Consider the following 25,047-nt stretch of genomic DNA (forward strand, 5'->3'; position numbering starts at 1 on the left):
CCGGAGGCGAGGCTCGGTACACGGATTCAGGCTCGGGCAGGCAGTAATTCGGCGACCAGCGATTCGATGCGGGACTTGATCTCGTCGCGGATCGGGCGCACCGACTCCAGGCCCTTGCCCGCGGGATCCTCCAGGACCCAGTCGCGGTAGCTGACGCCGGGGAAGAAGGGGCAGGTGTCGCCGCAGCCCATGGTGATGACGACGTCGGAGGTTTCCACGGCGTCGTAGGTGAGGATCTTCGGGGTCTGGTCGGAGATATCGATGCCGAGTTCGGCCATCGCCGCGACCGCGGACGGGTTGATCGTCTCGGCGGGCGCGCTGCCCGCGGAGCGGACCTCGATGGCGTCGCCTGCGAGGTGGGCGAGGAATCCGGCGGCCATTTGTGAGCGTCCGGCGTTGTGGACGCAGACGAACAACACGCTGGGCTTGGTGGTCATGTGGAGCAATGCCTTTCAGATGGCGGACGAAGCGGGGGCGGTCTGGAACCGTTGGCGCAGTGCCAGGGAGACGTAGACCAGCCCGACGAGAACGGGGACCTCGATGAGGGGGCCGACGACACCGGCGAGGGCCTGGCCGGAGGTGGCGCCGTAGGTGGCGATCGCTACGGCGATGGCGAGTTCGAAGTTGTTGCCCGCGGCGGTGAAGGCGAGGGTGGTGGTGCGTTCGTAGCCGAGGCCGATGGCCGCTCCCATGGCGTAGCCGCCGCCCCACATGATCGCGAAGTAGGCCAGCAGCGGGATCGCGATGCGGACCACGTCGAGTGGGTGGGAGGTGATCTGGTCGCCTTGCAGGGCGAACAGGATCACGATGGTGAACAGCAGCCCGTAGAGCGCCCACGGACCGATCGCCGGCAGGAACTTCGATTCGAACCATTCGCGGCCCTTGGCGCGTTCGCCGAGGCGACGGGTCAAGAACCCCGCCAGCAGGGGAATGCCGAGGAAGATCAGGACCGATTTCGCGATCTGCCACGGTGAGACGTCGATGGTGGTTTGTTCGAGGCCGAGCCAGCCGGGCAGGACCGAGAGGTAGAACCAGCCGAGCACGGCGAACATGAAGACCTGGAACACCGAGTTCAGCGCGACCAGTACCGCGGCGGCTTCGCGGTCGCCGCAGGCCAGGTCGTTCCAGATGATCACCATGGCGATGCAGCGGGCCAGACCGACGATGATCAGGCCGGTCCGGTATTCGGGCAGATCGGGCAGGAACAGCCAGGCCAGGGCGAACATCAGCGCGGGTCCGAGCACCCAGTTCAGCACCAGGGAGCTGATCAGGAGCTTGCGGTCGCCGGTGACGGAGTCGAGGCGGTCGTAGCGGACCTTGGCCAGTACCGGGTACATCATGATCAGCAGCCCGATCGCGATCGGCAGCGAGATGCCGTCGATCTCCACGGCGGACAAGGCATCGCCGAGGCCGGGAATCGTGCGCCCGAGCAGCAGGCCGGCGGCCATCGCGACGCCGATCCAGACCGGCAGGAAACGGTCGAGCGTCGACAGTTTGCCCACGACCGCGGGATGACCGGTCGTGGTGCTCATACGGTCACCGCGCCTGCCTCGGTCGCGAGCACATCGGAGAGCCGTCGCAGCGCGTGCGGGACCACCCGGTAGTACACCCAGGACGCGCGGCGTTCGCTGGTCAGCAAACCGGCTTCGCGCAGCACCTTCAGGTGGTGGGAGATGGTCGGCTGGGTGACATCGATACCGGTCGACAGGTCGCAGACGCAGGCCTCACCGCCGGCGCGCGACGCGATCGCCGAGAGCAGCCGCAACCGGACCGGGTCGGCGAGCGCCTTGAACAGCACGGCCAGCTCGGTGGCCGTCTCGCCGGTCATCGGTGCGCGGGTGCGGGGTGTGGCCTCACACGAGGGTGAGGCCACACTCAGCGGCAGATCCTGATTCGACATCTGTCGATATTGATCGATATCGAATCAAGAAGGCAAGCGAACATCGGGTGAACCCGCTCACTCGCGGGGTGGGTCAGCCGCAGCAGCTCGCGCCGGAGGCGACGGCCTTCTCCTTGGCCTCGGTGCCGCAGCAGGCACCTTCGGCTTCGGCGGTGGTGCCGCAGCACACGTCGACCGCTTCTTTATCGGTGAGGCCGAGATCTGGCGCGGTACCGAAAGTTTCACTGTCGGCCAGCACGGTATAGACCTCCCAGCGTTCGGCACCCGGTCCGGTCACCCACACCTTGTCCTGGGTGGCGAAGCAACACGTGGTCGCGATCTGTTCCTCGGTGAACAGGCCTGCTGCGGAGAGCCGGGCGATCTCGCCGTGTACCTGCTCGGAGGATTCGACCTCGACCCCGAGGTGGTTGATGGACCCGCCCTGGCCCGCGTTCTCGATCAGTACGAGCTTGAGCGGGGGCTCGGCGATCGCGAAGTTGGCGTAGCCGGGCTTGCGCTTGGCCGGTTCGGTGTCGAACAGGGTGGAGTAGAACCGCACGGCGGTGTCGAGGTCGTCGACGTTGAGGGCCAGCTGGATACGAGACATGATCGAACCTCCACTTGTGTGACATATATCGAAGAACTTGTGATGCCGAGTCTGCTCACCTTTTCGACATATGTCAATACCGCGGGTAGGGTCGATCTCATGCCCAAGGCGCTACCCATGATCGACATGTCCGCCCCCGTCTGCTGCGCCCCCGTCGCGGCGGGGCCCGTCGATGACGCCGCCGCACTGGAGGTGGCGTTGCGGCTCAAGGCGATCGCCGACCCGGCCAGGGTCAGATTGCTGTCACTGCTGCTGACCAGTCCACTCGGCGAGGAGAACGGCGGTGATCTCGCCGCCGCGGTCGGTCTGAGCGAGTCCACGGTCTCTCACCATCTCGGCCAGTTGCGCAAGGCAGGGCTGGTCGAGTCCGAGCGGCGCGGGATGAACACGATCCACCGCGCCCGGCGCGACGCGCTGTCCGCGCTGTGCACGGTGCTGGATCCCAACTGCTGCATGTGATCGGCTGCGGCGATGTCGTCGGGTGTGTGCCTCAGCTGGTGAGTTCGCGTTGCAAGGGGGTGCGGAAGCGGGGGATGGCCCGGACTTCGCCGAACCAGGTTGTGGTGCGGGCTGTTTCGGCGTAGATGAGTTTTTCGGTGTCGGTGCCGACGTCTTCCAGCAGGCGGGTTACTACTTCGCCGTCGGGGCGTTGGGCCCAGCCGCCCACTATGCGGCCGTCGGCCCAGATGGTGGGGCCGATATTGCCGTTGGTGTCGAAGAGGGCGGAGGCGTGGGGGCCGAGGAACCAGTCTCGGGATTGCCAGCCCATGGGGGTGGGGTCGAGGGCTGGGAGGAGGGCTGCCCAGGGTTCAGGGGTGGGGACGGGGGCGAGGTCGTCGGTGAGGACAACGCCGGGGGTGCCGTCGAGGTCTACTTCGACTGTGTCGAGTTCGGCCAAGGCTTTTCGGACTTCGCCCAGTGTCCAGCCGGTCCACCATTTCAGGTCGGTGATCGGCGCCGGGCCGAAGGTGCGCAACCACTGACGCACCAGTTCGACACGCGCCTGCGCGGCAGGCATCGGTGAAAACCCTTCGGGTAGCCAGGTTTCCACAGGGGCCCAGGTGTACTGGCTGCTGGTCCAGCTGCCGTTCGGGCGGCCGCGCACTATCCGGCCCTCGGCGCCGAGCACCACCAGCACCCAGGTGGTGATGCTGGTCGGTTTGGAATAGGACTTGCCGGGGGCGGTGTCGATCTGGGTGCGCAGGCGCGGCACATCTTTGCTCAGCTGGACGCCCGTTGCCGCGCCGCGGGTCAGCAGCGCCGCGTGGGTCTCGGCTTCCACATCGGCGAGCCAAGCCGAGATGTCACCGTCGACCGCGCCTGCCTGTTCGATATAGCGGCCGTAGGTGCGGCGTTGCTTGTGGGCCAGCGCATCGCAGGTGGACGCCTGGAGAACCGGTAGCAGCTCGGTCGGCGCGACGAACATCGTGCGGCGCATGGCCAGCATGCGGATCAGGGCGCGGTCGTCGTAGAGCGCCTTCTCGACATCGGCCGGGGTGAGATCGATGCCACGGGCGCCGACCGAAAGGAACACCGTCGCCGGATCGGTGGCGTGCAGCACCACCATCGAACGCGCGATGTCGACGGGGTCGTTCGAGCGGGCCGACGGCGCGAGGCGATGCCTGGTCGCCAGGCGTGCGCGACGCTGCGCGATATCGATCGAGAGCATGAGCGGATGGTATGCGGGGGCACCGACAACCCCGCGACTGATGGCGTCGGACCGGGCCGCGAGGGCGAGTTACTTCGGCGGTGGGGAAGTCGCGCGACCGAGACCGTCGAGGAAGGCGGCGGCCTCGCGACGTGAGCTCAGCCGGACGAAGGTGAGATTCGTGAAAGCCGGGTCGGATTGTGCCGCAAGATAATGCGCCCGGTTCTTCGCATGGGTCGTCCATGCCCAGACGATCACCGACCGCGCCGGGTCGAGCGAGATCATCTCGCGCCAGCGTTCCCGATTGCCGTTCCACAGCTCGCGCCCGGTCAGCGCGCGGCCCACCGTTCGACGGACGATCTGGCGCATGACCAGCGACCGGGGCAGATCGAACCAGACCACCGTATCGGCACGCTGCCACACCAGATCACCGAGTTTGCCTCGGTAGTTACCGTCGACGACCCAGGCATCCCGGGCGATCCGCTCGGCGACGGCGGCCTGGAAATCGGGCGCAGGCATCGGTGTCCAGTCCGGCTGATGATGGATCGCGTCCAACTCGATGTACGGAATGTCGAGCCGGTGCGAGATCTGCCGGGCCAGCGTGCTCTTGCCGGAGCCCGAAGTCCCCACCACCGAGATTCGCCGCATCACCGCCACCACGACATTATCCACGCCCGAGTGGTCGCTGCCGTCGGCGCATAGTGTCCATTTTGTACAGACTGTGCGGTTGCCGATTCCGTCACCGGGCGTGAATCCCGTTGCTATCGTCCGCTCATGAGCGCAGCGCCACCGGTTGTCACTGCGGCTGAGCTGGGGGTCGACGATGAGGAGCGGCCCGCGCGGGTGCTCGCCGGATTCCCCGGTCGGCTGGTCGGTGTGGTCGCGCTCGGGCTCGCGCTGTTGTCGGTGTGGCAGGTGTTTCGGCCGCTGGCGCAGGGCAGCCAGTACTACCTGGTCATTTTTCTGGCTGTCGCGCTACCGCTGGTGTACCTGAGCTACCGGTCGTGGTGGGGTCCACTCGATCGGGCCGATGGGCCCTCGGTGCTCGACTGGGTGCTGGCCGCGATCACGTTGGTGGTGTGTCTGTATCCGGTGCTGCCGATCGGAATCGGTGACGCGGGTGGGGGATACGACGCGTTCCTCGACCGGCAGGGGATGCTGGCGCCGCTCGATGTCGTCATGGGTGGGTTGCTGCTGGTGCTCGTGCTGGAGGCGTGCCGGCGGACCACCGGGGTGATCTTGCCGGTGGTGTGTCTGGTGTTCCTCGGGTACGGGTACTACGGCGGTCTGCTGCCGCAGGATTGGTCGATCGCGCACGCGGGGCTCGATGTCGATCAGATCGTCGACGCGCTGTACAACTCCGGCAGCGGCTTCTACGGAACACCGCTCGATGTGGCCGCCAGTTACATCGTGTTGTTCACGCTCTACGGTGCGGTGCTCGAATTCTCCGGTGCGGCAAGGTTCTTCGTCGATCTGTCGGTGTCGCTGTTCCGTCGCTCGAAGAGCGCGGCGGGGCGGACGGCAGTGGCGTCGGGGTTTCTGCTCGGGACGGTCTCGGGGTCGGGGACCGCGACCGCGGTGAGTACCGGCGCGGTGACCTGGCCGATTCTGCGCAAGGCCGGCTACCGGCCCGAACAGGCGGGCGGGATGCTCGCCGCCGCGGGTGTCGGTGCGATTCTGTCGCCGCCGACGCTGGGTGTCGCGGCGTTCATCGTCGCCGAATATCTCGACGTGTCGTATGTGACGGTGCTCGGGTGGGTGCTGATCCCGACATTGCTGTACTACCTCGGCATCCTGCTGTCGGTCGAGATCGACGCGCGCCGCATCCACGCGGAGGGGCGCGCGCCCGCCGATCTGGCGGACGGCCCGTTGCCGACGCCGTGGTGGAAACTGCTGGGGCGCTTCGGGTATCACTTCTCGTCGCTGATCGTGATCGTGGTGCTGCTGCTCGTCGGGATGAGCGCCACCCGTGCGGTCGTCTACGCGACGGTGCTGGCGCTGCTGCTGGCGATCCCGGACCGGATGCTGCGGGGTAGCACTTCCGAAGAGCGAGTCTGGACACCGAAGTCCTTGGGGCAGTTCGTGATCGAGGCATTGCGCTCGCTGTCCTACGGAATGCGTTCGGCGCTACCGGTGGTGGCGGTGTGTGCCGCCGCGGGCGTGATCACCGCGATGACCACCAAGACCGGCCTCGGTGCGCAATTGGCCGCGCTGCTGGTCAAGGCCGGATCGGCACTGTCCGACGATCCCGCCGTCGTGTTGGCGACCACTGCGGTGCTGGCAGCGATCGCATTGTCGCTGCTCGGCCTGGCGGTGCCGGTGACGGCGTCGTTCGTCATCGGCTGGGTGATCATCGGGCCCGCGCTGCTCGACCTGGACGTCGCCGCGCCAGCCGCCGCCATGTTCGTCTTCTACTTCTCGGTGCTCTCGGAGGTGACGCCACCGACCGCGCTGGCCGCCGTCGGTGCGGCCGCGGTGACCGGTGCGAAGGCCATGCCGACGATGTGGCACGCCCTGCGGTACGCGCTGCCCGCCTTCCTGGTGCCACTGATGTTCGTGCTCACCGATTCCGGGCAGCACCTGCTCGGCCGCGGTGCGGTGCTCGACGTGCTGTGGGTCAGCGCGGCCGCGTGCGTCGGTGTCGCGGCGCTGGCGGCGGCGACGGGCGGATGGTTGTTCGGAATCGGCGCGATCGGCCCGGTCGCGCGCGTGATCGCCGCCGCGGCGGGTCTGACACTGCTGTACCCGAATCCGGTCGCCACCGGGATCGGGCTCGGACTGCTGGTCGTCGCCGCGGTGGCGGGCCTGGCCGAACGGGCGTACAGAACATCCACGGACACACCGTGATCCGCGGGAATCAGCAGGCGGCCCGGCCGTCGACGGAAGGGGACCTCATGGTCAGAACAATTGTCGCCGTGGTCGCGGCCGCCGCGTTACTCACCGGCTGCGGTGGCAGGCAGGACACCCCGACGGCCGACGCGGGTGGTGAGGTGACCTGTGAAGTGAAGCAGGACAACAGGATCGGCATCGCCACCGGCAACGCGACCGGCGTGTACTTCGCGCTGGGCAACGCCTATGCCGAGCAGATCTCCGCCGCCACCGGTGGCACTGTGAAGGCGACCGCGGCCGAGACCGGCGCCTCGGTGCAGAACATCCAGCAGGTGGTCGGCGGCACCTATCAGGTCGGCTTCTCGCTCGCCGACTCCGCGGCCGACGCGGTCGCGGGCAAGGGCAGCTTCACCAGCGCGCAGCCGATTCGCGCACTGGCCCGGCTCTACGACAACTACACCCAGGTCATCGTGCGCACCGACGCGGGCATCAACTCCCTCGCCGACCTGCGCGGCAAACGCGTCTCCACCGGCTCGCCCAAATCGGGCACCGAGGTGATCGCCCAGCGCGTGCTGCAAGCCTCGGGCCTCAACCCCGACAGCGACGTCGCCGCTCAGCGCCTCGACCTGACCAAGACCGTCGACGGACTCAAGGACGGGTCCATCGACGCCATGTTCTGGTCCGGTGGCCTGCCGACGCCGGGCATCACCGACTTGTTCACCACTGCCAAGGACAAGATCCGCTTCCTCGACATCACCGGGGTGCTGCCGAAACTGAAGGAGATCAACCCCGTCTACGAGACGGGTTCGATCCCGGCTGCCACCTACGGCCTGTCCGCCGACACGCCGACCATCGTGGTGCCCAACCTGCTCGTCGTGCGCGACGACCTCGACGCGAATCTGGCTTGTGTGCTCACCAAGACGCTGCTGGATCGCAAACCGCAGCTGGAACAGGCGAATCCGGCGGCCAAGGGAATCAATGCCGATACCGCGAGCAAGACGGCGCCGGTGCAGTTGCATCGCGGGTCGGAGGTCGCGCTGCGCTGACGCCTCGAACGGACCCGCGCCGACACGTGGGTTCCGACGGTCCTCGCAAGCCCTGCGATCGGTAGGGGTTGCGAGGACCGTGTCATCTGGTCGATGGAACGCGCGAGGATGTGCTGGACCCCGCCCATGGGCGAGGGGACAATCGCGACATGAAGCGGGTCGGGGTCGTTGTTGCGATGTGCGCGTTGCTGTTCGCAGTACCGGCCGAAGCTGGACCCGCCTCGCGTGCGCAACCCCCGTGCACTCCGGGTGCCGACCTGCGGCAGGTCTCGATCACGGTGGACGGCGAGCGGGCGACCGGGCGCGTGTACGAGCCGTACCGCTGTGTCCCGGGCGATATCTCGGCGACGAAGTTGGTGGTCGCGGTGCACGGGCACGGTGGGTCGTCGGCCGATTTCGCGCCGTATATGACCTCCCTCGCGGTGACGGGCGGGTCGCCGATTCTGCTCATGGACCTGCGCGACGCCGACGGGCCGTGGCGCACCGGCGACTGGAATCTGTGGGCGGGCTGGCACGACCTGGTGGCGGCGACGCAGTGGTATCGCGGCGAGCATCCCGGTATCGCGTCCACCGTGCTGTGGGGATGGAGCCAGGGCGGCATCACCAGCGGGCTCGCGGTGGCACATGGGCCGCCCGGACTGTTCGACTACTGGGTCGACAACTACGGTCCCGCCGACGATTTCACCATGTGGGCGGCCAGTGGGTCGGTGAATCCGGCACTGCCGCGGCAGATCGAACGTGACGCGGGCGGCTGCACGCCGATGATCTGCCCGCTCGCCTACATCGAACGTTCGCCCGCGCTGCTCGCCGACCGGATGAGCATGCGCCGGGCCTTCCTGATCCACGGCACCGCCGATGCCATCGTGCCCTTCGCCACCAGCGTGGAATTGCGCGCGGCGCTGACCGCGGCGGGCAAACCGTTCTCCTTCTACACCGTGGTCAGCGGGCGCGACCTCACCGGCGCGATCGTCCCCGGCGACCACTCGGTCGGGCCCGCGCTGTTCGAGGGCGGATGTGTGGTGTTGCGGTTGCTCGCGGGGACCGAGCCGCTCGCACCGCAGGTCAGCGACTATGTCGTCGATGTCGAGCACGGCCTGGTCACGGCGCCGCCGGCGCCCGCGGGCGCGAAGTGCGCGGCCTGAGACGCGCGGGAACAACGTTTGCCGAACAGCGGTTGTGCGAGGAACACCGACCGGAACGAGGATGCGATGACCGACGTAGTGCCCGACGATCACGGCTGGCAGGGTGGCGAGCTCGATCTGGACGCCTATCTGGCGCGGATCGGCTATGACGGGCCGCGCACCGCGTCGGTCGAGACCCTGCGCGCGCTGGTGCGCGCCCACACCACCACGATCCCCTTCGAGAATCTCGAGATCATCCTCGGACGGGGTATCCCGCTGGACCTGAATTCCTTGCAGGACAAGATGATCGGTCACCCTCGCGGTGGTTACTGCTACGAGAACGTCGGGGTTTTCGCCGCCGCGCTCGAACGGTTCGGGTTCGGTGTCACCGGACTCAGCGGCCGGGTCACCTACGGTGTGGCCGACACCGGCGCGCTGCGGCCCGCGACCCACGCCCTGCTGCGTGTGACCACCCCCGACGACGATCGCGTCTGGATCTGCGATGTCGGTTTCGGTTTCGGACCACTCGAGCCGTTCGAATTGGCCGACAGCAGCGGCGAATTCGCGCTCGGCGACTGGCGCTACCGGCTGGAGCACCGCGCCGGTGACCTCTGGGTGCTGTTCCAGTTCGGGCGCGACGGGTGGATCGACCGCTACACCTTCACCGAGAACCCGCAGTTCCGCATCGACTACGCGGTCGGCAACCACTACGTGTCGACCTCGCCACGCTCGCCGTTCACCACCCGCCCGTTCCTCCAGCGATTCCTGCCCGAGGTCCACCATGTGCTCGACGACCTCACGCTGACCTCGGAATATCCCGACGGCACCGCCACTTCGCGTGACATCGATCCCACCGAGCTGACCAAGGTGCTGGCCGAAGTGTTCGATATCGACCTCACCGAAACCGACGCCGCCACCCTCGCGACCACCCCCTGGCGAACGGGCTAGCACCCGCCCCGCACGGCACGGCGGTTTGCTTCCTGGATGTCGCTACGGCAAATTGATGGTTACTTGCCGGGAAACAATTCCTTTGTGGGGGCCGATTCTGTGGGGTCGTTGGTGCCGAATGTCCGGACCGCATCGCCGGGTGCGGCGGTCCGTGGCACCGTCGAACGGCGCCGGGATCTGGACGGGCTGCGTGGGGTAGCGATCGCGCTGGTGGTGGCGTTCCACGTGTGGGCGGGCCGGGTGTCCGGCGGTGTCGACGTTTTCCTGGTGTTGTCGGGGTTCTTCTTCACCGGCGCGGTGGTGCGCGGGGTGGAGCGCAGCGGCGGGGTGTCGGCGAGGGAGACGGCGCGACGGACCGTGCGCAGGTTGATGCCGTCGCTGGTCGTGGTGTTGGCGGCGGTTCTGCTGGCCACGGTGGTGTTGCGGCCGTACACCCAGCTGGGCGAAGCCGCCGCGCAGACATTGGCCTCGATGTTCTACGGCCAGAACTGGTATCTGGCCACCGCCGAGCTCGACTATCTCTCACCCGATCCGTCGGTGAGCCCGTTGCAGCATCTGTGGTCGATGTCGGTGCAGGGGCAGTTCTACCTGGTGATCCTCGCGCTCCTGGCGGGGTGGGCCTGGTTGCGCAGGCGCGGAACGGCTGAGCGCAGCACCCTGGTGATCGTGCTGGCCGGGCTGGCGGCGCTGTCGTTCTGGTACGCGGCATCGGGCACCGCGCAGCACCAGGCGTGGACCTACTACGACAGTCTCGCGCGCGGCTGGGAGTTGCTGGCGGGTGCGATTCTGGCCGTCGCGGCACCCTGGTTGCGGATGCCGAACCGGCTGCGTGGGCTCGCGGCCGCGATCGGGCTGGCCATGGTGGCCTTGTGCGGGCCGCTGTTCGACGGCGCGAATCAGTTCCCTGGTGTCGCGGCGCTCTGGCCGGTGGGGGCCGCCTGCCTGGTGATCGCCTCGGGGTTCGCGGTGGCAACACCGGCGTGGCCGAACCGGCTGCTGGCCGGACGGTTCTGCACCGAACTGGGCGCGCTGGCCTACCCGCTGTACCTGTGGCACTGGCCGATCCTGATCTTCTATCTGGGCGAGACCGGGCGCGCGAATGCCGGGGTCGTCGACGGGCTGGTGGTGATCGGCGCCTCGCTGGTCCTTGCCTACGCGACCACCCGCCTGATCGAGACACCCCTGCGGATGCCGCCGCGCGGGCAGCGAGCGGAAGACCGCAAGGTGACCGGCGCCCTGGTCACCGCCACGGCGGTCGCGGTCCTGATCGCCTCGCTGGGGTGGCAGGTAGTGCTGATGGCGAACCCGGCCGCACCGCCGCAGGCGCTGGACACCCACCGCTATCCGGGCGCCGCTGCCCTGTTCTCCGGTGCCGAATACTCACCGGAACCCATGCGTCCCACGATCTTCGAAGGACAGGCCGACACCCCACCGCCGACCACCGACGGCTGCATCACGCCCAACCGGGAAGTGCGCGTCTGTACCTACGGCGACCCCACCGCCACCCGCTCGATCGCGCTGGTCGGCGGCTCGCACTCCGAGCACTGGCTGCCCGCGCTGGAACCGCTCGCCGTCGAACACGGGTTCCGGGTGGTCTCCTATCTCAAGGAAGGGTGTCCGGTCGTTCTCGCCGATCAGCCGTCCTACGCGGAGTGGCCGTTCCCCGAATGCCACGAATGGTCCGTCGAGGTGCTCGACCGGCTCTCCGCCGAACCACCGAACTGGGTGCTGACCCTGTCCACCCGCTACCGCATGAACGGTCAGGGCGACGAGGTGCCCGCCGAATACCTCGAGGTGTGGACGGCGATGCAGGACCGGGGGTTCAATGTGCTCGCGCTGCGTGACACGCCACGGCTGCGCCGCGACGGTGTCCTCTACCGCGCCACCGATTGCCTCGCCCACCGCGGCGACCCCGACAGCTGCGGACTCGATCGCGCCGACGTCCTCGACCCGCGCGATCCCGCCCAGGAACCGGCCGCCGGCTACCCGAATGTGCATCCGCTCGACCTGTCCGACGCCGTCTGCCGACCGCAGCGCTGCCGGGTGGTCGAGGGCAATGTGCTCATCTATCGCGACGAGCATCACCTGACCGCCAGTTACGCCCGCTCGCTCGCTCCCGAACTCGGCCGCCAGATCGGGGCAGTCACGGGGTGGTGGTAGCGGACGGGCTCGTCACAGCAGAAATGACAACCCCACCGGCACCACGGATCGAGCTAGTCTCGGACCCGTGCGCACACCACGGAAGGCATCGGTCCTGCTCGTCGCGCTCGCTGCGCTACCGCTCGCCTGCTCGTCCGGACCAGACCAACCGCAGACCGTCGCCGAATCCTTCGCCGCCGCGCTGACCAGCGGAGACGCGTCCGCCGCCGCCGCACTCACCGACGCACCCGAGCAGGCCCGCCCGGTCCTGACCGCGCTGTTCGACAACCTCGGCAAGAACGACACGGTCCGGGTGTCGTCCACCGACGACAAGTCCTTCACGCTGGAATCCACCTGGAAATTCGGCCCCGACGGCCGCAACGCGTGGACCTACTCGAGTGCCGGGACCACCACCGGCGCCGACGAGTGGAAGATCGCCTGGCAGCCGACCACGGTCGCGCCCGGCCTCGACCTCGGCGCGCTCAGCTACAGCCCGGTGCCGGCGAAACCGGCCCGAGTGCTCGACGCCTCCGGTGGTGACCTCATGACCCAGCAGGTGGTCACGCTGGTGAACGTCGCCCCCGATGCCGACCTGCCCGCCGTTGCCGCGCTGCTGGCGCCGCAGGGCATCACCGAGGACACCCTGCGGACGGATCTGGCTGCGGCACAGGGCAAACCGATCACCGCCCTCGCGCTGCGCGATGCCGACATCGCGCCCGTGCAGCAGGCGCTGACCGGCGTGCGCGGGGTGACGCTCGCGCCACAGACCCGGCTGCTCACCGTCGACAAGACCCTCGCCGGACCCACCATCGGGGGACTTGCCGAGATCTGGCAGGAGCAGGCCGACGCCGCCGCGGGCTGGGCGATCCGCGCCAAGACCGCCGAAGGCACCCAGCGCATCGCCGGACCCGACGCGATGCCCACCGCCGACATCGCCAGCACCATCGACATCGACCTACAGCACGCCGCGGAGGACGCACTCACCCCGATCGCTACGCCGTCCGCCATCGTCGCACTGCGCCCCTCGACCGGCGAGGTGCTGGCCGTCGCGCAGAACGCGCCCGCCGACGCCCAGGGCCCGATCGCGCTGACCGGGCTCTACCCGCCTGGCTCCACGTTCAAGACCGTCACGGTCTCGGCGGCGCTGCAAGCGGGCGGCGTCACTCCCGACACCGTGCTGCCCTGCCCCGGCCGCGCCACCATCGAGGGCCGCACGATTCCCAACGACAACGGCTTCGACCTGGGTATGGTGCCCCTGCACACCGCGTTCGCACGTTCTTGCAACACCACGATGGCCGAGTTGGGAGTGAAATTGCCCGCCGATGGATTGACCGCGGCCGCCCAGCAGCTAGGTCTCGGAGTGGACTATGTGACACCCGGCTTGACGACTGTCACAGGGAAAGTTCCACGCGCCGAAAATCCCGCGCAACGGGTCGAATCGAGCATCGGACAGGGCACGGTGACCGCCTCGCCGTTCGGGATGGCGCTCGTCGCGGCCTCCCTCGCGCACGGTTCCGCGCCCGCTCCGAGCGTCATCCGGGGCCGTCCCGGCACCCCGGATCGGCCCTCGGCGCCGGTGCCCGCGACGGTGACGTCGCAGCTAGAGACCATGATGGGGGAGACGGTGAGTGCGGGCACAGCCACCGCGCTGCGCGATATCCCCGGCCTGCTCGGCAAGACCGGCACCGCCGAGTACCTCGACGACACCCACGCCCACGGCTGGTTCGTCGGTATCAAGGACGACCTGGCGTTCGCGGTGTTCGTCGCGGACGCCGGAAGCTCCGGACCGGCGGTCGAGGCAGCGGGACGGATGCTACGTGTGACACCATGAGTCGTCTTTCCCCCCGCAGGCGAGCAATCCCCCCGCTGCCGCACGCGGTCATCACCCAGCCAGCTACACTCGGCGGCGGACCATATCCATGGTCAATACGCGGGATGTCACAATTTCGAGAAGGTTCGGAGTAGGCGCCATCGATACCGGTCAGAAGATCGCGGAGCATTACCGCCTGGTCGAGCGTATTGGTAGCGGCGGCACAGGCGTTGTATGGCGTGCTGTCGACGAACGCCTCCAACGCTCCGTGGCAGTGAAGCAGATCCACATCAAACCCAGCTTGCCCGAGGGCGAGCGGGATGTGTTGCGCCAGCGCGCGATTCGGGAAGCCCGCAACGCGGCACGCTTCCAGCATCCCAATGCCATTGTGGTATTCGACATCACCGAGCACAACGGTGATCCGTGCCTGGTGATGGAGTACCTCAAGTCGGTCAGCCTCGCGGGAGAGCTGGGCCAGAAGGGCCCGCTGCCGCTGCTCGAGGTCGCCCGCATCGGTGAGAAGGTGGCCTCCTCCCTGATCGCCGCCCACCAGGCCGGCCTGGTGCACCGCGACGTGAAACCGGGCAATATCCTGCTCGGCGACCACGGTGAGGTGAAGATCACCGACTTCGGCATCTCCCGCGCGGCAGGCGACGTGACGCTCACCGAGACCGGGCTGATCTGCGGTACCGCCGCCTACCTGGCACCCGAGGTGGCGCGCGGCTCCGATCCGACCCCCGCCGCCGACGTATTCGCCCTCGGCGCAACGCTTTTCCACGCGCTGGAAGGCGAACCGCCCTACGGCGCCAACGCCAACCCCCTTGCGGTGCTCTACGCCGCCGCCAACGGGCAGGTGCGCGAGCCCCACAACGCGGGCCCGGCCACCGACTTCCTGCTCGACCTGCTCAGCCCGGACCCCCTCGACCGTCCGACGATGACCGAGGCCCGCGACGCGCTGGCGGCCTTCGCCGAGGACGAGAACGCGGTCCCCGCCGGATTCGTGCCTGCCAGTGAGGCTTTCAATCGCCGCAACTCCGCGGCGACCACCCAGGTGATCCGGCAGTCCGGTCGCCGGGCCTCGCACGCGGGCGCGTCCACGGCCACCACCCGCCAGATCCGCTCGAACCCGCGTCCGCAGCAGGTCCGTCAGGACACCGCGGCGCACCCACGCACCCAGGCCCAGCCCATGCCCGCCCCGCGCAAGCAGGCAGGCAAGGGACGCGCGGTGCTGATCGGGTCCGGTGTCGGCGCGGTGATCGCGGCGATCGCCGTCGCCGTCAGCGCGCTGAGCACCTCCGACTCGGACTCGCCGAAGGTTCAGGCCGGTCCGCAGACCTCGGTGCAGGCCTCGGCGGCCCCCAAGCCGAGCGCGGCGGTCCCCCCGCTCGGGCAGGCCAGCAATGTCGGCACCGTCGATATCGGATCGGCCGGTCTGCTGGTGGAGAACTTCTTCAGCGACCCGGCCGGCTCGTGGTCGCTGCTCACCCCCGCCGCACAGCAGGTCTACGGCAGTGAGTCCGCGTTCCGCGAATACTGGAACGCCCGCACCGTCGACACCTTCGCCAGCATCACCGCGGTGAGCGGCAACAATGCCGACGGTTCCACGAATATGCGCCTGGCCAGCATCACCATCAACGGCTCGACCAAGGCCATGGTCATGCGCGTGGTGAGCTCGGGCGGCAGTCTGCGCATCGACGGTGACACCCGCTAGCTGGTGAATGCGACGGATCCGCGGGTCGGGTCCGTCGCGTCGGTGGGATGTGCTGGAAAAGTGATGGCGGGCGACCATTAGGCTGGTAGCTGACCTGAGCCCCAGCACAGAACAGGACCGTACCCCGATATGACTTCCCGCATCGAGCTCGCCCGCGTCGATCTGCGCGGTCGTACTCCTTCCGCTGCCGAGCTGCGCACCGCGCTGCCGCGCGGAGGGGTCGACGTGGACTCGGTGCTGCATCATGTGCGGCCGGTCGTCGAGGACATTCGTGACCGGGGTGCCGAGGCGGCGCTGGATTACAGCGAGAAGTTCGACGGTGTGCGCCCCGCCGTGGTGCGGGTGCCCGTTGCCGAGCTGACCAAAGCGCTCGCCGAGCTGGACCCGGCTGTGCGCGCCGCGCTCGAGGTGGCGATCGAGCGGACCAGGAAGGTGCACGCCGATCAGCGGCGCACCGACACGGTGACCGAGGTCGTGCCCGGTGGCACCGTGACCGAGAAATGGCTGCCGGTGGAGCGCGTCGGGCTGTACGTGCCCGGTGGCAATGCCGTCTATCCGTCCTCCGTCGTGATGAATGTGGTCCCGGCGCAGGCAGCGGGCGTCGAGTCGCTGGTGGTGGCCTCGCCGCCGCAGGCGCAGTTCGGCGGGCTGCCGCACCCGACGATCATGGCGGCCGCCGCGTTGCTCGGTGTCGACGAGGTGTGGGCTGTCGGTGGCGCGCAGGCGGTGGCGTTGCTGTCCTATGGCGGCACCGATACCGACGGCGGCGCGCTCGAGCCGGTCGACCTGATCACCGGGCCGGGCAATATCTACGTCACCGCGGCCAAGCGGCTGTGCCGTGGGCTGGTCGGCATCGATGCCGAGGCCGGTCCTACCGAGATCGCGGTGCTGGCCGACGCCACTGCCGATCCGGTGCATGTGGCCGCCGATCTGATCAGCCAGGCCGAGCACGATGTGCTCGCGGCGAGTGTGCTGGTCACCGATTCTCCCGCGCTGGCCGACGCGGTCGACGCCGCGGTGAACGCTCAGCTCGCCGTGGTCAAGCACAACGATCGCGTGCGGGAAGCGTTGAGCGGCAAGCAATCCGGGATCGTGCTCGTCGACGACATCGCGCAGGGTCTGCGTGTCGTCGACGCCTATGCCGCCGAGCACCTCGAGATCCAGACCGTCGACGCCGCCGCGGTTGCCGCGCGCGTGCGCAGTGCGGGCGCGATCTTCGTCGGGCCGTGGGCGCCCGTCAGCCTGGGCGACTACTGCGCGGGCTCCAATCACGTGCTGCCGACCGCCGGTTGCGCACGGCACTCCTCGGGGCTGAGCGTGCAGACGTTCCTGCGTGGCATCCACATCGTGGAGTACACCGAGGCTGCGTTGAAGGATGTCGCCGGACACGTTGTCGCCCTGGCGAATGCGGAGGATCTGCCCGCGCACGGTCAGGCCGTGCAGGCGCGTTTCGAGGCGCTGTCATGAGTACTCCCACCGTGCCCGGCGCCTCGGCGACGCTGGACCAGCTTCCCCTGCGCGACAACCTGCGGGGCAAATCTCCCTATGGCGCACCGCAATTGACGGTGCCGGTGCAGCTCAACACCAACGAGAACCCGCACCCGCCGAGCAAGGCGCTGATCGACGACGTCGCCGAATCGGTGCGGGCCGCCGCCGCGGACCTGCACCGGTACCCGGATCGCGATGCCGTCGCACTGCGTCACGACCTGGCCGAGTACCTCACCCGCCAGACCGGCGTCGCGGTGGACACCGCGAATGTGTGGGCGGCCAACGGCTCCAACGAGATTCTGCAGCAGCTGTTGCAGGCGTTCGGCGGGCCCGGCCGCAGCGCACTGGGTTTCGTGCCGTCGTACTCGATGCACCCGATCATCTCGGAGGGCATCGATACCGAGTGGGTCGAGGCCAAGCGCAGCGGTGACTTCTCGCTCGACATCGACTACGCGGTGGCGCAGATCGCCGAACGCCGCCCCGATGTCGTGTTCGTGACGAGTCCGAACAACCCGACCGGGCACAGCATTGCGATCGACGAGCTCGAGCGGATTCTCGATGCCGCGCCCGGCATCGTCGTCGTGGACGAGGCCTACGGCGAGTTCTCGGCGGCCCCGAGTGCGATCACCTTGATCGACCGGTTCCCGACCAAGCTCGTGGTCACCCGCACCATGAGCAAGGCGTTCGCCTTCGCGGGTGGGCGCCTTGGCTACCTGGCCGCCTCGCCCGCGGTGATCGACGCGATTCTGTTGGTGCGGTTGCCGTATCACCTGTCGGTCGTCACCCAGGCCGCCGCGCGCGCCGCGCTGCGCCATGCCGACGAAACCCTCGGCAGCGTCGCGGAACTGGCGGCCCAGCGTGATCGGGTCGCCGCCGCGCTGGTGTCGCTCGGCTTCGACGTGATCCCCAGCGACGCCAACTTCGTGCTGTTCGGCCGGTTCCCCGATGCGGGCGCCGCGTGGCAGCACTACCTCGATGCAGGCGTGTTGATCCGCGATGTCGGCATCCCCGGCTACCTGCGCGCCACCATCGGCCTCGCCGCCGAGAACGACGAATTCCTGCGCGTGAGCCGCGACATCGCGGGCACCGACCTTACTCACTGAATCCACCTGTGGAGGAACACATCATGAGCAGAACAGCGCGGGTGGAACGCGTCACCAAAGAGTCCTCGATTCTGGTGGAACTGAACCTCGACGGCACCGGGCAGACCGAGATCTCCACCGGGGTGCCGTTCTACGACCACATGCTGACCGCGCTCGGCGCGCACGCCGGTTTCGACCTGGTCGTGCGGGCCGAGGGCGATATCGAGATCGAAGCGCACCACACGGTCGAGGACACCGCGATCGTGCTGGGCCAGGCACTCGGGCAGGCGCTGGGCGACAAGAAGGGCATCCGCCGCTTCGGCGACGCGTTCATCCCGATGGACGAAACCCTCGCGCACGCCGCCGTCGACGTGTCCGGCCGGCCGTACTGCGTGTTCACCGGCGAGCCGGAACACCTGGTGCACACCATCATTCCCAGCGCGGGTCCCGGCGCTTCGTACTCGACCGTGCTCAACAAGCACGTCTTCGAGTCGATCGCGCAGAACGCCCGCATCGCCCTGCACGTGCGGGTGCTCTACGGCCGCGACCAGCATCACATCACCGAGGCCGAATTCAAGGCTGTCGCACGGGCTTTGCGTGCCGCCGTCGAGATCGACCCGCGGGTCAGCGGCGTGCCGTCCACGAAGGGTGTGCTGTGAGATCCGTTGTGCTGCTCGACTACGGTTCCGGCAACCTGCACTCCGCCGAGCGCGCGCTGGTGCGGGCCGGTGCGCAGGTGGAGGTCACCGCCGATCCCGAGGCCGCGCTGGCCGCCGACGGACTCGTCGTCCCCGGTGTCGGCGCGTTCGCGGCATGCATGGCGGGCCTGCGCGAGGTGCGCGGTGAACGCATCATCGGGCAGCGCCTCGCAGGTGGTCGCCCCGTGCTCGGCATCTGCGTCGGCATGCAGATCATGTTCGACCGCGGGGTCGAGTTCGGCATCGAGACCGAAGGCTGCGGCGAATGGCCCGGCACGGTCGCGGGCCTGGACGCTCCCGTCCTGCCCCACATGGGCTGGAACACGGTGAAGGCACCCGCCGACAGCACCCTGTTCGCCGGTATGGACGCCGACACCCGCTTCTACTTCGTCCACTCCTACGCGGCCCAGCAGTGGGAGCTGCCCGAGAACGAGCACATCGCACCCCCGAAGCTCACCTGGGCCGAGCACGGTGTTCCGTTCCTGGCTGCCGTCGAGAACGGGCCGCTGTCGGCCACCCAGTTCCACCCGGAGAAGTCCGGCGACGCGGGTGCGCAGTTGCTGCGCAACTGGATCGGTTCGCTGTAGTCCGGCGCGGCGGTCAGGCGTGGTCGCGGTTCCGTTCGGTTCCAGCGCGGATCGGCTCGGATGACAGGAACTCGCGGACCGGACTCGCGCAGCGGGCCGCGTCGTCGAACCAGGGGCCGTGACCGCCGGGGACGACGACCAGGCGTGCGCCGGGGATCTTCGTCACCGAGGGTCGTGCCTGGTCAGGCGAGCTGAAAACGTCGTGCTCGGCCAAGACGAACAGCAGTGGCGTCTCGAGCCGGGCCAGTTCGTCGTCGGTCAGGACGTTCTCCGGGCGTGCGGTGTGTCCCTGCATCAGGCGACGCAGCAGAGCGCGGTAGGACGCGGCCTGTCCCGGCAGGCGCAGTGGTAGTCGGTGCAGATCGAGCATGTCGTCGGACATGGCGCGGGTCGCAGCTGCCCCGAGTGCCTCGGTGAGAGCGAAGCGGGCGACGAACCGCGGGGAGCGCATTTGCATCAGCGCTTCGTCGATTCGCCCGCGGAGCGGGGAGGTCAGCGACGCCATCTCCGCGATGCCGCGCATTCCGGGCAATGCGGTGGCAGGTGTGGCGACTATCGCGGCTCGCGTCAGCCGCTCCGGCGCGTCGAGCGCTGACCACAGGGTGAACAAGCCGCCCAGCGAGCTGCCGACGAACGCGGCCTGATCCACGGCGAGCGCGTCCAGAGTTCCGGTGACCACGCTTGTCGCCAACTCGCGGACGGTGCGTCCCTGCCAGGCGAACGGGGGTGCGAGGCTGTGGCCGGGCAGGTCGATGAGGATGTGCTGGAAGCCGGGTAGCTGGGCGATCAGGGGTGCCATGCCCATGGCGGGTGCCGAGATGCCGTTGATGTGGACGACCGGTTCACCCGATCCGGCGGTCAGGACGCGGACCTGTACCGAGGGATCGCGCAGCGTGAACAGGTGCTCGGAGATCGTGAGTCCGTAGGTGTCGGCGACGCGCTGTTCGGCCGCGCGGATCCGGTGTTCCAGGCTTGGGGAATTGCTCATGCCTCCACTGTCGGGTGCGGTGGTGCGCGGCGTCTTGAACGAATGTTCCGGTGGTCAGGGCGCCGAGAGCGCACCCGGTGTGATTCCGGCGAAGGCCGATACCTCGCGGTGCAGGTGTGACTGGTCCGAATAGCCGCATGCCACAGCGACATTCGCCGGGGATCGACCTGTCGTCAGCAGGTCGAACGCGTGTCGGAACCGCACCACCATCGCGGCCCGCTTGGGCGTCACGCCGACCTGCGCGGTGAACCTCGACCACAGGCGTCTGCGGCTCCAGCCGGTGAGCTCGGCAAGTTCCCGCACCCGCACGTCGCCCTTGTCCGCGACGATGCGGTGCCAGCAGGCGGCGACCTCGGGATCCGCCGTCCTGGTCGACTCGCGGTCGGCGAGGAGTTTCGCCGTCACCGCGAATCTCTCTGCCCACGTCGCGGTTTCGGCCAGCTGCTCGCGCAGCAGCGGTGCCGCCGAACCCCAGATGTCGGCGGGTCCGATCAGGGTGGCGGCAAGGTCGGTCGGTGCGACACCGAGCAGCCGGTACGCGGCGATCGGTGAGATCCGCACTTCCACACATTCGACGCGCGGGGCATGAACCCGGCGAATCCCCGGGTACAGACCGGCGACCAGACCATCGACTGCCGACTGCCCGCCGGGGTCCTCCACCGTCAGCGGACTGTCCCCGAACTGGATCACGACGGTGACCGCCGGGCGAGCGAAGATTCGCATATCGCACCCCGTCGAGGCGCGATCGCGAAACCCCTCCATCGCGACGCCCGCCATCGCCGGTCCGGCCGAGCGCGCCAAGTCCCAGCCGACGTCCAGCTCCCGTTCGGACATGATCGGCCGCATCTGCCGAGCGTACGAGGGTTGTTGTCGGCCTGGCAACGGGCGATTCGGGTCAGGGGTTGTCGACGTCGGCTCGGTCGGCGGCTTCGGTGCCCGCGGTCCAGCCTTCGGCGGAGCGGATGGTGATGCCTCGGGTCTGGACGGTGGGGAAGTAGGTGTCGAAGGCTTTGTCCACTCGTTGTCGGTGGCCGGCGAGGACCGGGAGCAGGTGGGTGGCGTCGGGGGAGTCGGCGATCGTCGCTTCGGCGGCCGCGGCGAGGCGCTCGCCGATCCTCGAGGTGTAGGCGGTAAGGAAGGCCTTGCGGTAGTGGCGGGAGCGGGATTCCTCGGTGGTGGCGTTGTCGATCATGGTGCGGGTGGCTTGGACCAGCAGGGAGGTGGACAGGATTTCTACGGCGTCGAGGTCGGGGTCGTCGCCGACGATCGTGACGAAACCCCAGTCAGCGACGAAGATCGCGCGAGAGCGGTTGGCGCGGGTGACCATGTCGATGAGCAGGGCTTTGGCGTCGGTGTAAGGGGTTTCGAGCCAGATTCGGCGGGCGGCGGGCAGATCGGGGTCGGTGCGCTCGGCATCGATCAGGGCGCGGTCGATCGCGTACTTGGTCATGAGTTCCTGCGCCTTGGCGGACAGGGTTTCGGCTTCCTCGGCGAAGGACGTCGACTCGGCCTTGGCGAGCAGGCCGCGGACTCGGCCGAGGGTTCTCTCGTCGACGTGGCGGTGGGTGACGGTCTGTCCGCGGGTGCCGGGGAGGGGGACGATCTGCTCGAGTTTCGGGAGTTGGATGAGCAGGGCGAGCGCGGTGAGGGCCGCGGTGAGGGCCTCCGCGTCGGTGAGTAGTGCCCGGTCGGCCCACTGCTCGAGGTGCGGGCGATCCGATGTCCACCACACCGTGGCGCTCAGTTCGTCCAGCTGCCGCTGCCAGATCTCGTCGACGGACTCGGGTGCGAAGCCGACGCGGTGGTCGGCGATGAGATCCGTCAGATACCCGATCGCGAATTCGTCCACCCGCCTGCGTGCGGCCTCGTGGATGTCGCTGGGCAACCAGCCGAAGTCGAAGGCACGGGCGATGATTCGCGCAGCGGCGAGCTGAACCCCCGCGCCCGACTCCGCTCCCGCGACCTGTTCGACGAACCGCCCGATCGCGTTCTTGTCGCCCTGCGCGGCGAGGAAGGCGACGGTCGCGATCGCATCGGCGACCTGCGACGGGTCACCCGACAGTGCGGCATCGACCGGAAGTCCGGGAGCGGCCGCCGGCTTGCGACCGGTGCGACGCCGACGATTCTGCTTGGCCAAGGTGTGCCGATCCTGTTCGTGGAGGCGCTGCCCTGCGATGGGGTGGGCAGCGGCGCGGCGTCCATTGTCGCAGCGGGGCGGCACGCTCGTTCGGTCGACTTCGAAGGGTCGGAGCAGGTCAGCCGGGCTGGGTGGATCGCGGATTTCTAATCGTTGCTCGCCCACGAGAATCCGACCGCGGAATGATTTCGGACGGCGGTCGGTGCGACTAGGGTGGCGGTATGAGTTATCGGGGGATGTTGCTCGACGAACGGGCCGAACTGGTCGAACTGCTGCGGGGGTTGAGCGAGCAGGAGTGGGAGACGCCGTCGCTGTGCGCGGGGTGGCGGGTTCGTGATGTCGTCGGGCATCTGCTGCAGGACACGTTGAGTCCGCTGAGCTACGCGGCGGTCGTGGTGAAGAGTCGTGGCTCGGTGAGCCGCACCAATAACGCACTCGCACAGTCGTTCTCGGAGCTGACGACCGCGCAGCTGGTGGACAAGCTCGACAAGGAGTCGGGTCGCCTGTCGAAGTACTCGCCCCGGCTCATGCTCTCCGACCTCGTGGTCCACCACCAGGACATCCGCCGCCCGCTCGCCCGCCCGCGAACCATCCCCGCCGACCGCCTCATCGCGGTCCTCGGCTACCCCGACCCGTTCGCCCTCCCCGGCAGATTCACCAAGGGCCTGCGTTTCGTCGCCACCGATGTCGACTGGTCCTCGGGCGACGGCCCGGAAGTCCGCGGCCCCGGCGAGGCCATCGCCCTGGCCATGGTCGGCCGCACCGTCGCGCTCGACGACCTCACCGGCGGCGGACTCCCCGAACTCCGCCGCCGCCACGGCTGATTACTTCAGCAGCGGGGAATCGAGTTCGTGGGCGAGCCAACGGCCCCAGACGTTGGTCAGTTTCACATTGATGGCCATGTTGAGGCGCTCGGTTTCGGGGTTGTTCAGGTTGGAACGGAGCTGTGTCATCGTCACCAAGATCTCGGCGTTGAGGAAATCACCGCTGACAACACCGCAGGTGACGTTTTCGGCGGTGGAGCGAACCTCTGCTTGGCGCATGGCTCCTGCCAGCGCGTCCCTGGACTGGGCGAACTCGGCGTGGAACGCGCCGGTGCTGCGGTCGAGGACGCGCTCGAAGTAGCCGTCGAGGTCGTGCGCATGGTCGTAGGTCGAGATTTCACGGCCGAAATCGCAGCCGGCGAGTCTGGCCGCATCCGGCGGACCCGCCACCGCGTTCGGTGCGACGATCACCGCCGCCAGCGCGATCGAACCAAGCAACCCACTCAGTACGCCTATACGAGACACAAAATCTTCCTTTGATCGGTTCAGACGACGCGGACCCGCGCGTCGGCTCGAACTGTATCCATAACCACCGACATGGTCCGTAATCTGTTCCCGGTCAATAGGATTCAGCGCCGCAGTATGGTCTCTGTCTCCGTCCGTGACAGCTTGTCGGGATTGCGTACGGAGTAGAGGCCGGTGATGAGCCCGTCATCGATGCGGACCGCGAAGACCGTGTCGATCGCACCGTCGAGCCGAAGGATCAGCGCCGGGTGGCCGTTGAGCTGGGCTGGTTCGACGGTCATCTCGGCGCCGATCCTCGGCACACTGGCAGTGAGCAAGGCGGCGACCAGGTCGGCTCCCACGATGGGCGCGAGTGCGGCCTGTTTGATTCCGCCGCCGTCGCCGAGGAAGACGACATCCGGCGCGAGCAGGTCGAGCAGGTTGCGCAGATCGCCGGTCTCGATCGCCCGCTGGAACGCCGCGAGCGCATCACGGGACTCGTTCGCGGACACGATCTCGCGCGGGCGGCGGGCAGCGACGTGGGCACGGGCACGGTAGGCCAGCTGGCGGACGGCGGCTGGGGTTTTGTCGACGGCGTCGGCGATTTCGTCGTAGTCCAGGTCGAACACTTCGCGGAGTACGAACACCGCTCGCTCGATCGGGGTGAGCGTTTCCAGGACCAGCAGCATCGCCATCGAGACGCTCTCGGCCAATTCGATGTCCTCGGCCACGTCGGGCGTGGTCAGTAGCGGTTCGGGTAGCCAGGGACCGACGTAGGATTCCCTGCGACGGCCGAGCGTGCGCAGCCGGTCGAGCGATTGGCGGGTCGTGATCCTCACCAGGTAGGCGCGCCGATCCAGCACCGTGTCGAGGTCGACGCGTACCCAGCGCAGCCATGTTTCCTGCAGGACGTCTTCGGCGTCGGCGGCCGAGCCGAGCATCTCGTAGGCGACGGTGAACAGCAGATTGCGATGGGCGACGAACACCTCGGTTGCTTGTGCACTGCCGTCGGGCGTGGTCTGCGCCGCCATGGGTAGCTCCTGTTTCCGCTCGGATGTGTC

General features: G+C 68.3%; 24 protein-coding genes. 13 read left to right on the forward strand and 11 right to left on the reverse strand.

Annotated elements, in window-relative coordinates:
• Window positions 1–26: 26 nt before the first annotated feature.
• The 4 genes from ACFWPK_RS29855 to ACFWPK_RS29870 form a co-directional block, all read right to left on the reverse strand.
• Entirely contained in the window at window positions 27–437 is a 411-nt protein-coding gene (locus ACFWPK_RS29855) for an arsenate reductase ArsC (protein WP_378921411.1), read from the reverse strand.
• Between the two features lie 15 nt (window positions 438–452).
• Window positions 453–1,532 (reverse strand): ACR3 family arsenite efflux transporter, encoded by a 1,080-nt coding sequence (gene arsB / locus ACFWPK_RS29860; protein ID WP_378921413.1) that lies wholly within the window; start codon window positions 1,530–1,532, stop codon window positions 453–455.
• Window positions 1,529–1,900 carry an ArsR/SmtB family transcription factor gene (locus tag ACFWPK_RS29865; protein WP_378921414.1) on the reverse strand — a complete coding sequence of 124 codons (372 nt, stop codon included), beginning with the start codon at window positions 1,898–1,900 and terminating at the stop codon, window positions 1,529–1,531. Before ACFWPK_RS29865 ends, arsB begins: the two co-directional genes overlap by 4 nt.
• Window positions 1,901–1,973: 73 nt before the next feature.
• Window positions 1,974–2,486 carry an ArsI/CadI family heavy metal resistance metalloenzyme gene (locus ACFWPK_RS29870; protein ID WP_378921416.1) on the reverse strand — a complete coding sequence of 171 codons (513 nt, stop codon included), beginning with the start codon at window positions 2,484–2,486 and terminating at the stop codon, window positions 1,974–1,976.
• A gap of 99 nt (window positions 2,487–2,585) precedes the next feature.
• Here ACFWPK_RS29870 and ACFWPK_RS29875 point away from each other — a divergent pair, with 99 nt between their 5' ends.
• A complete protein-coding gene (locus ACFWPK_RS29875) occupies window positions 2,586–2,945 on the forward strand; it encodes an Rv2640c family ArsR-like transcriptional regulator (RefSeq protein ID WP_378921418.1) in 360 nt (119 codons plus the stop codon).
• Between the two features lie 31 nt (window positions 2,946–2,976).
• Here the strand turns inward: ACFWPK_RS29875 and ACFWPK_RS29880 are convergent, their stop codons facing one another.
• Together ACFWPK_RS29880 and ACFWPK_RS29885 are read right to left on the reverse strand one after the other, a co-directional pair.
• Entirely contained in the window at window positions 2,977–4,155 is a 1,179-nt protein-coding gene (locus tag ACFWPK_RS29880) for a winged helix DNA-binding domain-containing protein (RefSeq protein ID WP_378921420.1), read from the reverse strand.
• Window positions 4,156–4,224: 69 nt separating this feature from the next.
• Complete coding sequence (locus tag ACFWPK_RS29885) at window positions 4,225–4,806, reverse strand: hypothetical protein (RefSeq protein ID WP_378921422.1); 582 nt, start codon at window positions 4,804–4,806, stop codon at window positions 4,225–4,227.
• A gap of 102 nt (window positions 4,807–4,908) precedes the next feature.
• Between ACFWPK_RS29885 and ACFWPK_RS29890 the strand changes: the two genes are divergently transcribed.
• From ACFWPK_RS29890 to hisH, 11 genes are all read left to right on the forward strand, one after another.
• Entirely contained in the window at window positions 4,909–6,981 is a 2,073-nt protein-coding gene (locus ACFWPK_RS29890; protein ID WP_378921424.1) for a TRAP transporter permease, read from the forward strand.
• Window positions 6,982–7,028: 47 nt separating this feature from the next.
• The gene (locus ACFWPK_RS29895) at window positions 7,029–8,009 is read left to right on the forward strand and encodes a TAXI family TRAP transporter solute-binding subunit (RefSeq protein WP_378921425.1); all 981 of its coding nucleotides are present in this window, start codon (window positions 7,029–7,031) and stop codon (window positions 8,007–8,009) included.
• A 149-nt stretch (window positions 8,010–8,158) separates the two neighbouring features.
• Window positions 8,159–9,151, forward strand: a complete 993-nt coding sequence (locus tag ACFWPK_RS29900) for an alpha/beta hydrolase family protein (protein ID WP_378921427.1) — start codon at window positions 8,159–8,161, stop codon at window positions 9,149–9,151.
• Between the two features lie 66 nt (window positions 9,152–9,217).
• Window positions 9,218–10,078, forward strand: coding sequence for an arylamine N-acetyltransferase (locus tag ACFWPK_RS29905; RefSeq protein ID WP_378921429.1), 861 nt, complete (start codon window positions 9,218–9,220; stop codon window positions 10,076–10,078).
• A gap of 111 nt (window positions 10,079–10,189) precedes the next feature.
• Window positions 10,190–12,238: an acyltransferase family protein gene (locus ACFWPK_RS29910; protein ID WP_378921431.1), complete on the forward strand. Its 2,049-nt coding sequence runs from the start codon at window positions 10,190–10,192 to the stop codon at window positions 12,236–12,238.
• Window positions 12,239–12,305: 67 nt separating this feature from the next.
• Window positions 12,306–14,048 (forward strand): penicillin-binding transpeptidase domain-containing protein, encoded by a 1,743-nt coding sequence (locus tag ACFWPK_RS29915; protein ID WP_378921433.1) that lies wholly within the window; start codon window positions 12,306–12,308, stop codon window positions 14,046–14,048.
• 187 nt (window positions 14,049–14,235) lie between these two features.
• Complete coding sequence (locus ACFWPK_RS29920) at window positions 14,236–15,738, forward strand: serine/threonine-protein kinase (protein WP_378921489.1); 1,503 nt, start codon at window positions 14,236–14,238, stop codon at window positions 15,736–15,738.
• Between the two features lie 129 nt (window positions 15,739–15,867).
• Window positions 15,868–17,205 (forward strand): histidinol dehydrogenase, encoded by a 1,338-nt coding sequence (hisD, locus tag ACFWPK_RS29925; RefSeq protein ID WP_378921435.1) that lies wholly within the window; start codon window positions 15,868–15,870, stop codon window positions 17,203–17,205.
• Window positions 17,202–18,329 carry a histidinol-phosphate transaminase gene (locus ACFWPK_RS29930; protein WP_378921436.1) on the forward strand — a complete coding sequence of 376 codons (1,128 nt, stop codon included), beginning with the start codon at window positions 17,202–17,204 and terminating at the stop codon, window positions 18,327–18,329. The genes hisD and ACFWPK_RS29930 overlap by 4 nt, the downstream gene beginning before the upstream one ends.
• 23 nt (window positions 18,330–18,352) lie before the next feature.
• Window positions 18,353–18,967 carry an imidazoleglycerol-phosphate dehydratase HisB gene (hisB, locus tag ACFWPK_RS29935; protein WP_056824871.1) on the forward strand — a complete coding sequence of 205 codons (615 nt, stop codon included), beginning with the start codon at window positions 18,353–18,355 and terminating at the stop codon, window positions 18,965–18,967.
• A complete protein-coding gene (hisH, locus tag ACFWPK_RS29940; protein WP_378921438.1) occupies window positions 18,964–19,593 on the forward strand; it encodes an imidazole glycerol phosphate synthase subunit HisH in 630 nt (209 codons plus the stop codon). The genes hisB and hisH overlap by 4 nt, the downstream gene beginning before the upstream one ends.
• A gap of 13 nt (window positions 19,594–19,606) precedes the next feature.
• On the opposite strand, the gene ACFWPK_RS29945 is transcribed toward hisH, so the two are convergent.
• The 3 genes from ACFWPK_RS29945 to ACFWPK_RS29955 are packed head-to-tail and all read right to left on the reverse strand — an operon-like array spanning window position 19,607 to window position 22,718.
• Window positions 19,607–20,581, reverse strand: coding sequence for an alpha/beta fold hydrolase (locus ACFWPK_RS29945; RefSeq protein WP_378921440.1), 975 nt, complete (start codon window positions 20,579–20,581; stop codon window positions 19,607–19,609).
• Between the two features lie 54 nt (window positions 20,582–20,635).
• Window positions 20,636–21,427 (reverse strand): helix-turn-helix domain-containing protein, encoded by a 792-nt coding sequence (locus ACFWPK_RS29950; protein WP_378921442.1) that lies wholly within the window; start codon window positions 21,425–21,427, stop codon window positions 20,636–20,638.
• 49 nt (window positions 21,428–21,476) lie between these two features.
• Complete coding sequence (locus ACFWPK_RS29955) at window positions 21,477–22,718, reverse strand: DUF2786 domain-containing protein (protein WP_378921444.1); 1,242 nt, start codon at window positions 22,716–22,718, stop codon at window positions 21,477–21,479.
• A gap of 221 nt (window positions 22,719–22,939) precedes the next feature.
• Between ACFWPK_RS29955 and ACFWPK_RS29960 the strand changes: the two genes are divergently transcribed.
• Complete coding sequence (locus tag ACFWPK_RS29960) at window positions 22,940–23,542, forward strand: maleylpyruvate isomerase family mycothiol-dependent enzyme (RefSeq protein WP_378921446.1); 603 nt, start codon at window positions 22,940–22,942, stop codon at window positions 23,540–23,542.
• On the opposite strand, the gene ACFWPK_RS29965 is transcribed toward ACFWPK_RS29960, so the two are convergent.
• Window positions 23,543–24,007: a hypothetical protein gene (locus tag ACFWPK_RS29965; protein WP_378921448.1), complete on the reverse strand. Its 465-nt coding sequence runs from the start codon at window positions 24,005–24,007 to the stop codon at window positions 23,543–23,545.
• 104 nt (window positions 24,008–24,111) lie between these two features.
• A complete protein-coding gene (locus tag ACFWPK_RS29970) occupies window positions 24,112–25,017 on the reverse strand; it encodes an RNA polymerase sigma-70 factor (RefSeq protein ID WP_378921450.1) in 906 nt (301 codons plus the stop codon).
• Between the last annotated feature and the right edge of the window lie 30 nt (window positions 25,018–25,047).

Source organism: Nocardia sp. NPDC058519, assembly GCF_042719755.1.
Taxonomy (GTDB): Bacteria; Actinomycetota; Actinomycetes; order Mycobacteriales; family Mycobacteriaceae; genus Nocardia.

What these genes read in the sequence shown, in the direction of transcription:
- ACFWPK_RS29855 (WP_378921411.1), bottom strand. Translation starts at nt 437, where the DNA reads ATGACCACCAAGCCCAGCGTGTTGTTCGTCTGCGTCCACAACGCCGGA.
- arsB (WP_378921413.1), bottom strand. Translation starts at nt 1,532, where the DNA reads ATGAGCACCACGACCGGTCATCCCGCGGTCGTGGGCAAACTGTCGACG.
- ACFWPK_RS29865 (WP_378921414.1), bottom strand. Translation starts at nt 1,900, where the DNA reads ATGTCGAATCAGGATCTGCCGCTGAGTGTGGCCTCACCCTCGTGTGAG.
- ACFWPK_RS29870 (WP_378921416.1), bottom strand. Translation starts at nt 2,486, where the DNA reads ATGTCTCGTATCCAGCTGGCCCTCAACGTCGACGACCTCGACACCGCC.
- ACFWPK_RS29875 (WP_378921418.1), top strand. Translation starts at nt 2,586, where the DNA reads ATGCCCAAGGCGCTACCCATGATCGACATGTCCGCCCCCGTCTGCTGC.
- ACFWPK_RS29880 (WP_378921420.1), bottom strand. Translation starts at nt 4,155, where the DNA reads ATGCTCTCGATCGATATCGCGCAGCGTCGCGCACGCCTGGCGACCAGG.
- ACFWPK_RS29890 (WP_378921424.1), top strand. Translation starts at nt 4,909, where the DNA reads ATGAGCGCAGCGCCACCGGTTGTCACTGCGGCTGAGCTGGGGGTCGAC.
- ACFWPK_RS29895 (WP_378921425.1), top strand. Translation starts at nt 7,029, where the DNA reads ATGGTCAGAACAATTGTCGCCGTGGTCGCGGCCGCCGCGTTACTCACC.
- ACFWPK_RS29900 (WP_378921427.1), top strand. Translation starts at nt 8,159, where the DNA reads ATGAAGCGGGTCGGGGTCGTTGTTGCGATGTGCGCGTTGCTGTTCGCA.
- ACFWPK_RS29905 (WP_378921429.1), top strand. Translation starts at nt 9,218, where the DNA reads ATGACCGACGTAGTGCCCGACGATCACGGCTGGCAGGGTGGCGAGCTC.
- hisD (WP_378921435.1), top strand. Translation starts at nt 15,868, where the DNA reads ATGACTTCCCGCATCGAGCTCGCCCGCGTCGATCTGCGCGGTCGTACT.
- ACFWPK_RS29930 (WP_378921436.1), top strand. Translation starts at nt 17,202, where the DNA reads ATGAGTACTCCCACCGTGCCCGGCGCCTCGGCGACGCTGGACCAGCTT.
- hisB (WP_056824871.1), top strand. Translation starts at nt 18,353, where the DNA reads ATGAGCAGAACAGCGCGGGTGGAACGCGTCACCAAAGAGTCCTCGATT.
- ACFWPK_RS29945 (WP_378921440.1), bottom strand. Translation starts at nt 20,581, where the DNA reads ATGAGCAATTCCCCAAGCCTGGAACACCGGATCCGCGCGGCCGAACAG.
- ACFWPK_RS29950 (WP_378921442.1), bottom strand. Translation starts at nt 21,427, where the DNA reads ATGCGGCCGATCATGTCCGAACGGGAGCTGGACGTCGGCTGGGACTTG.
- ACFWPK_RS29960 (WP_378921446.1), top strand. Translation starts at nt 22,940, where the DNA reads ATGAGTTATCGGGGGATGTTGCTCGACGAACGGGCCGAACTGGTCGAA.
- ACFWPK_RS29970 (WP_378921450.1), bottom strand. Translation starts at nt 25,017, where the DNA reads ATGGCGGCGCAGACCACGCCCGACGGCAGTGCACAAGCAACCGAGGTG.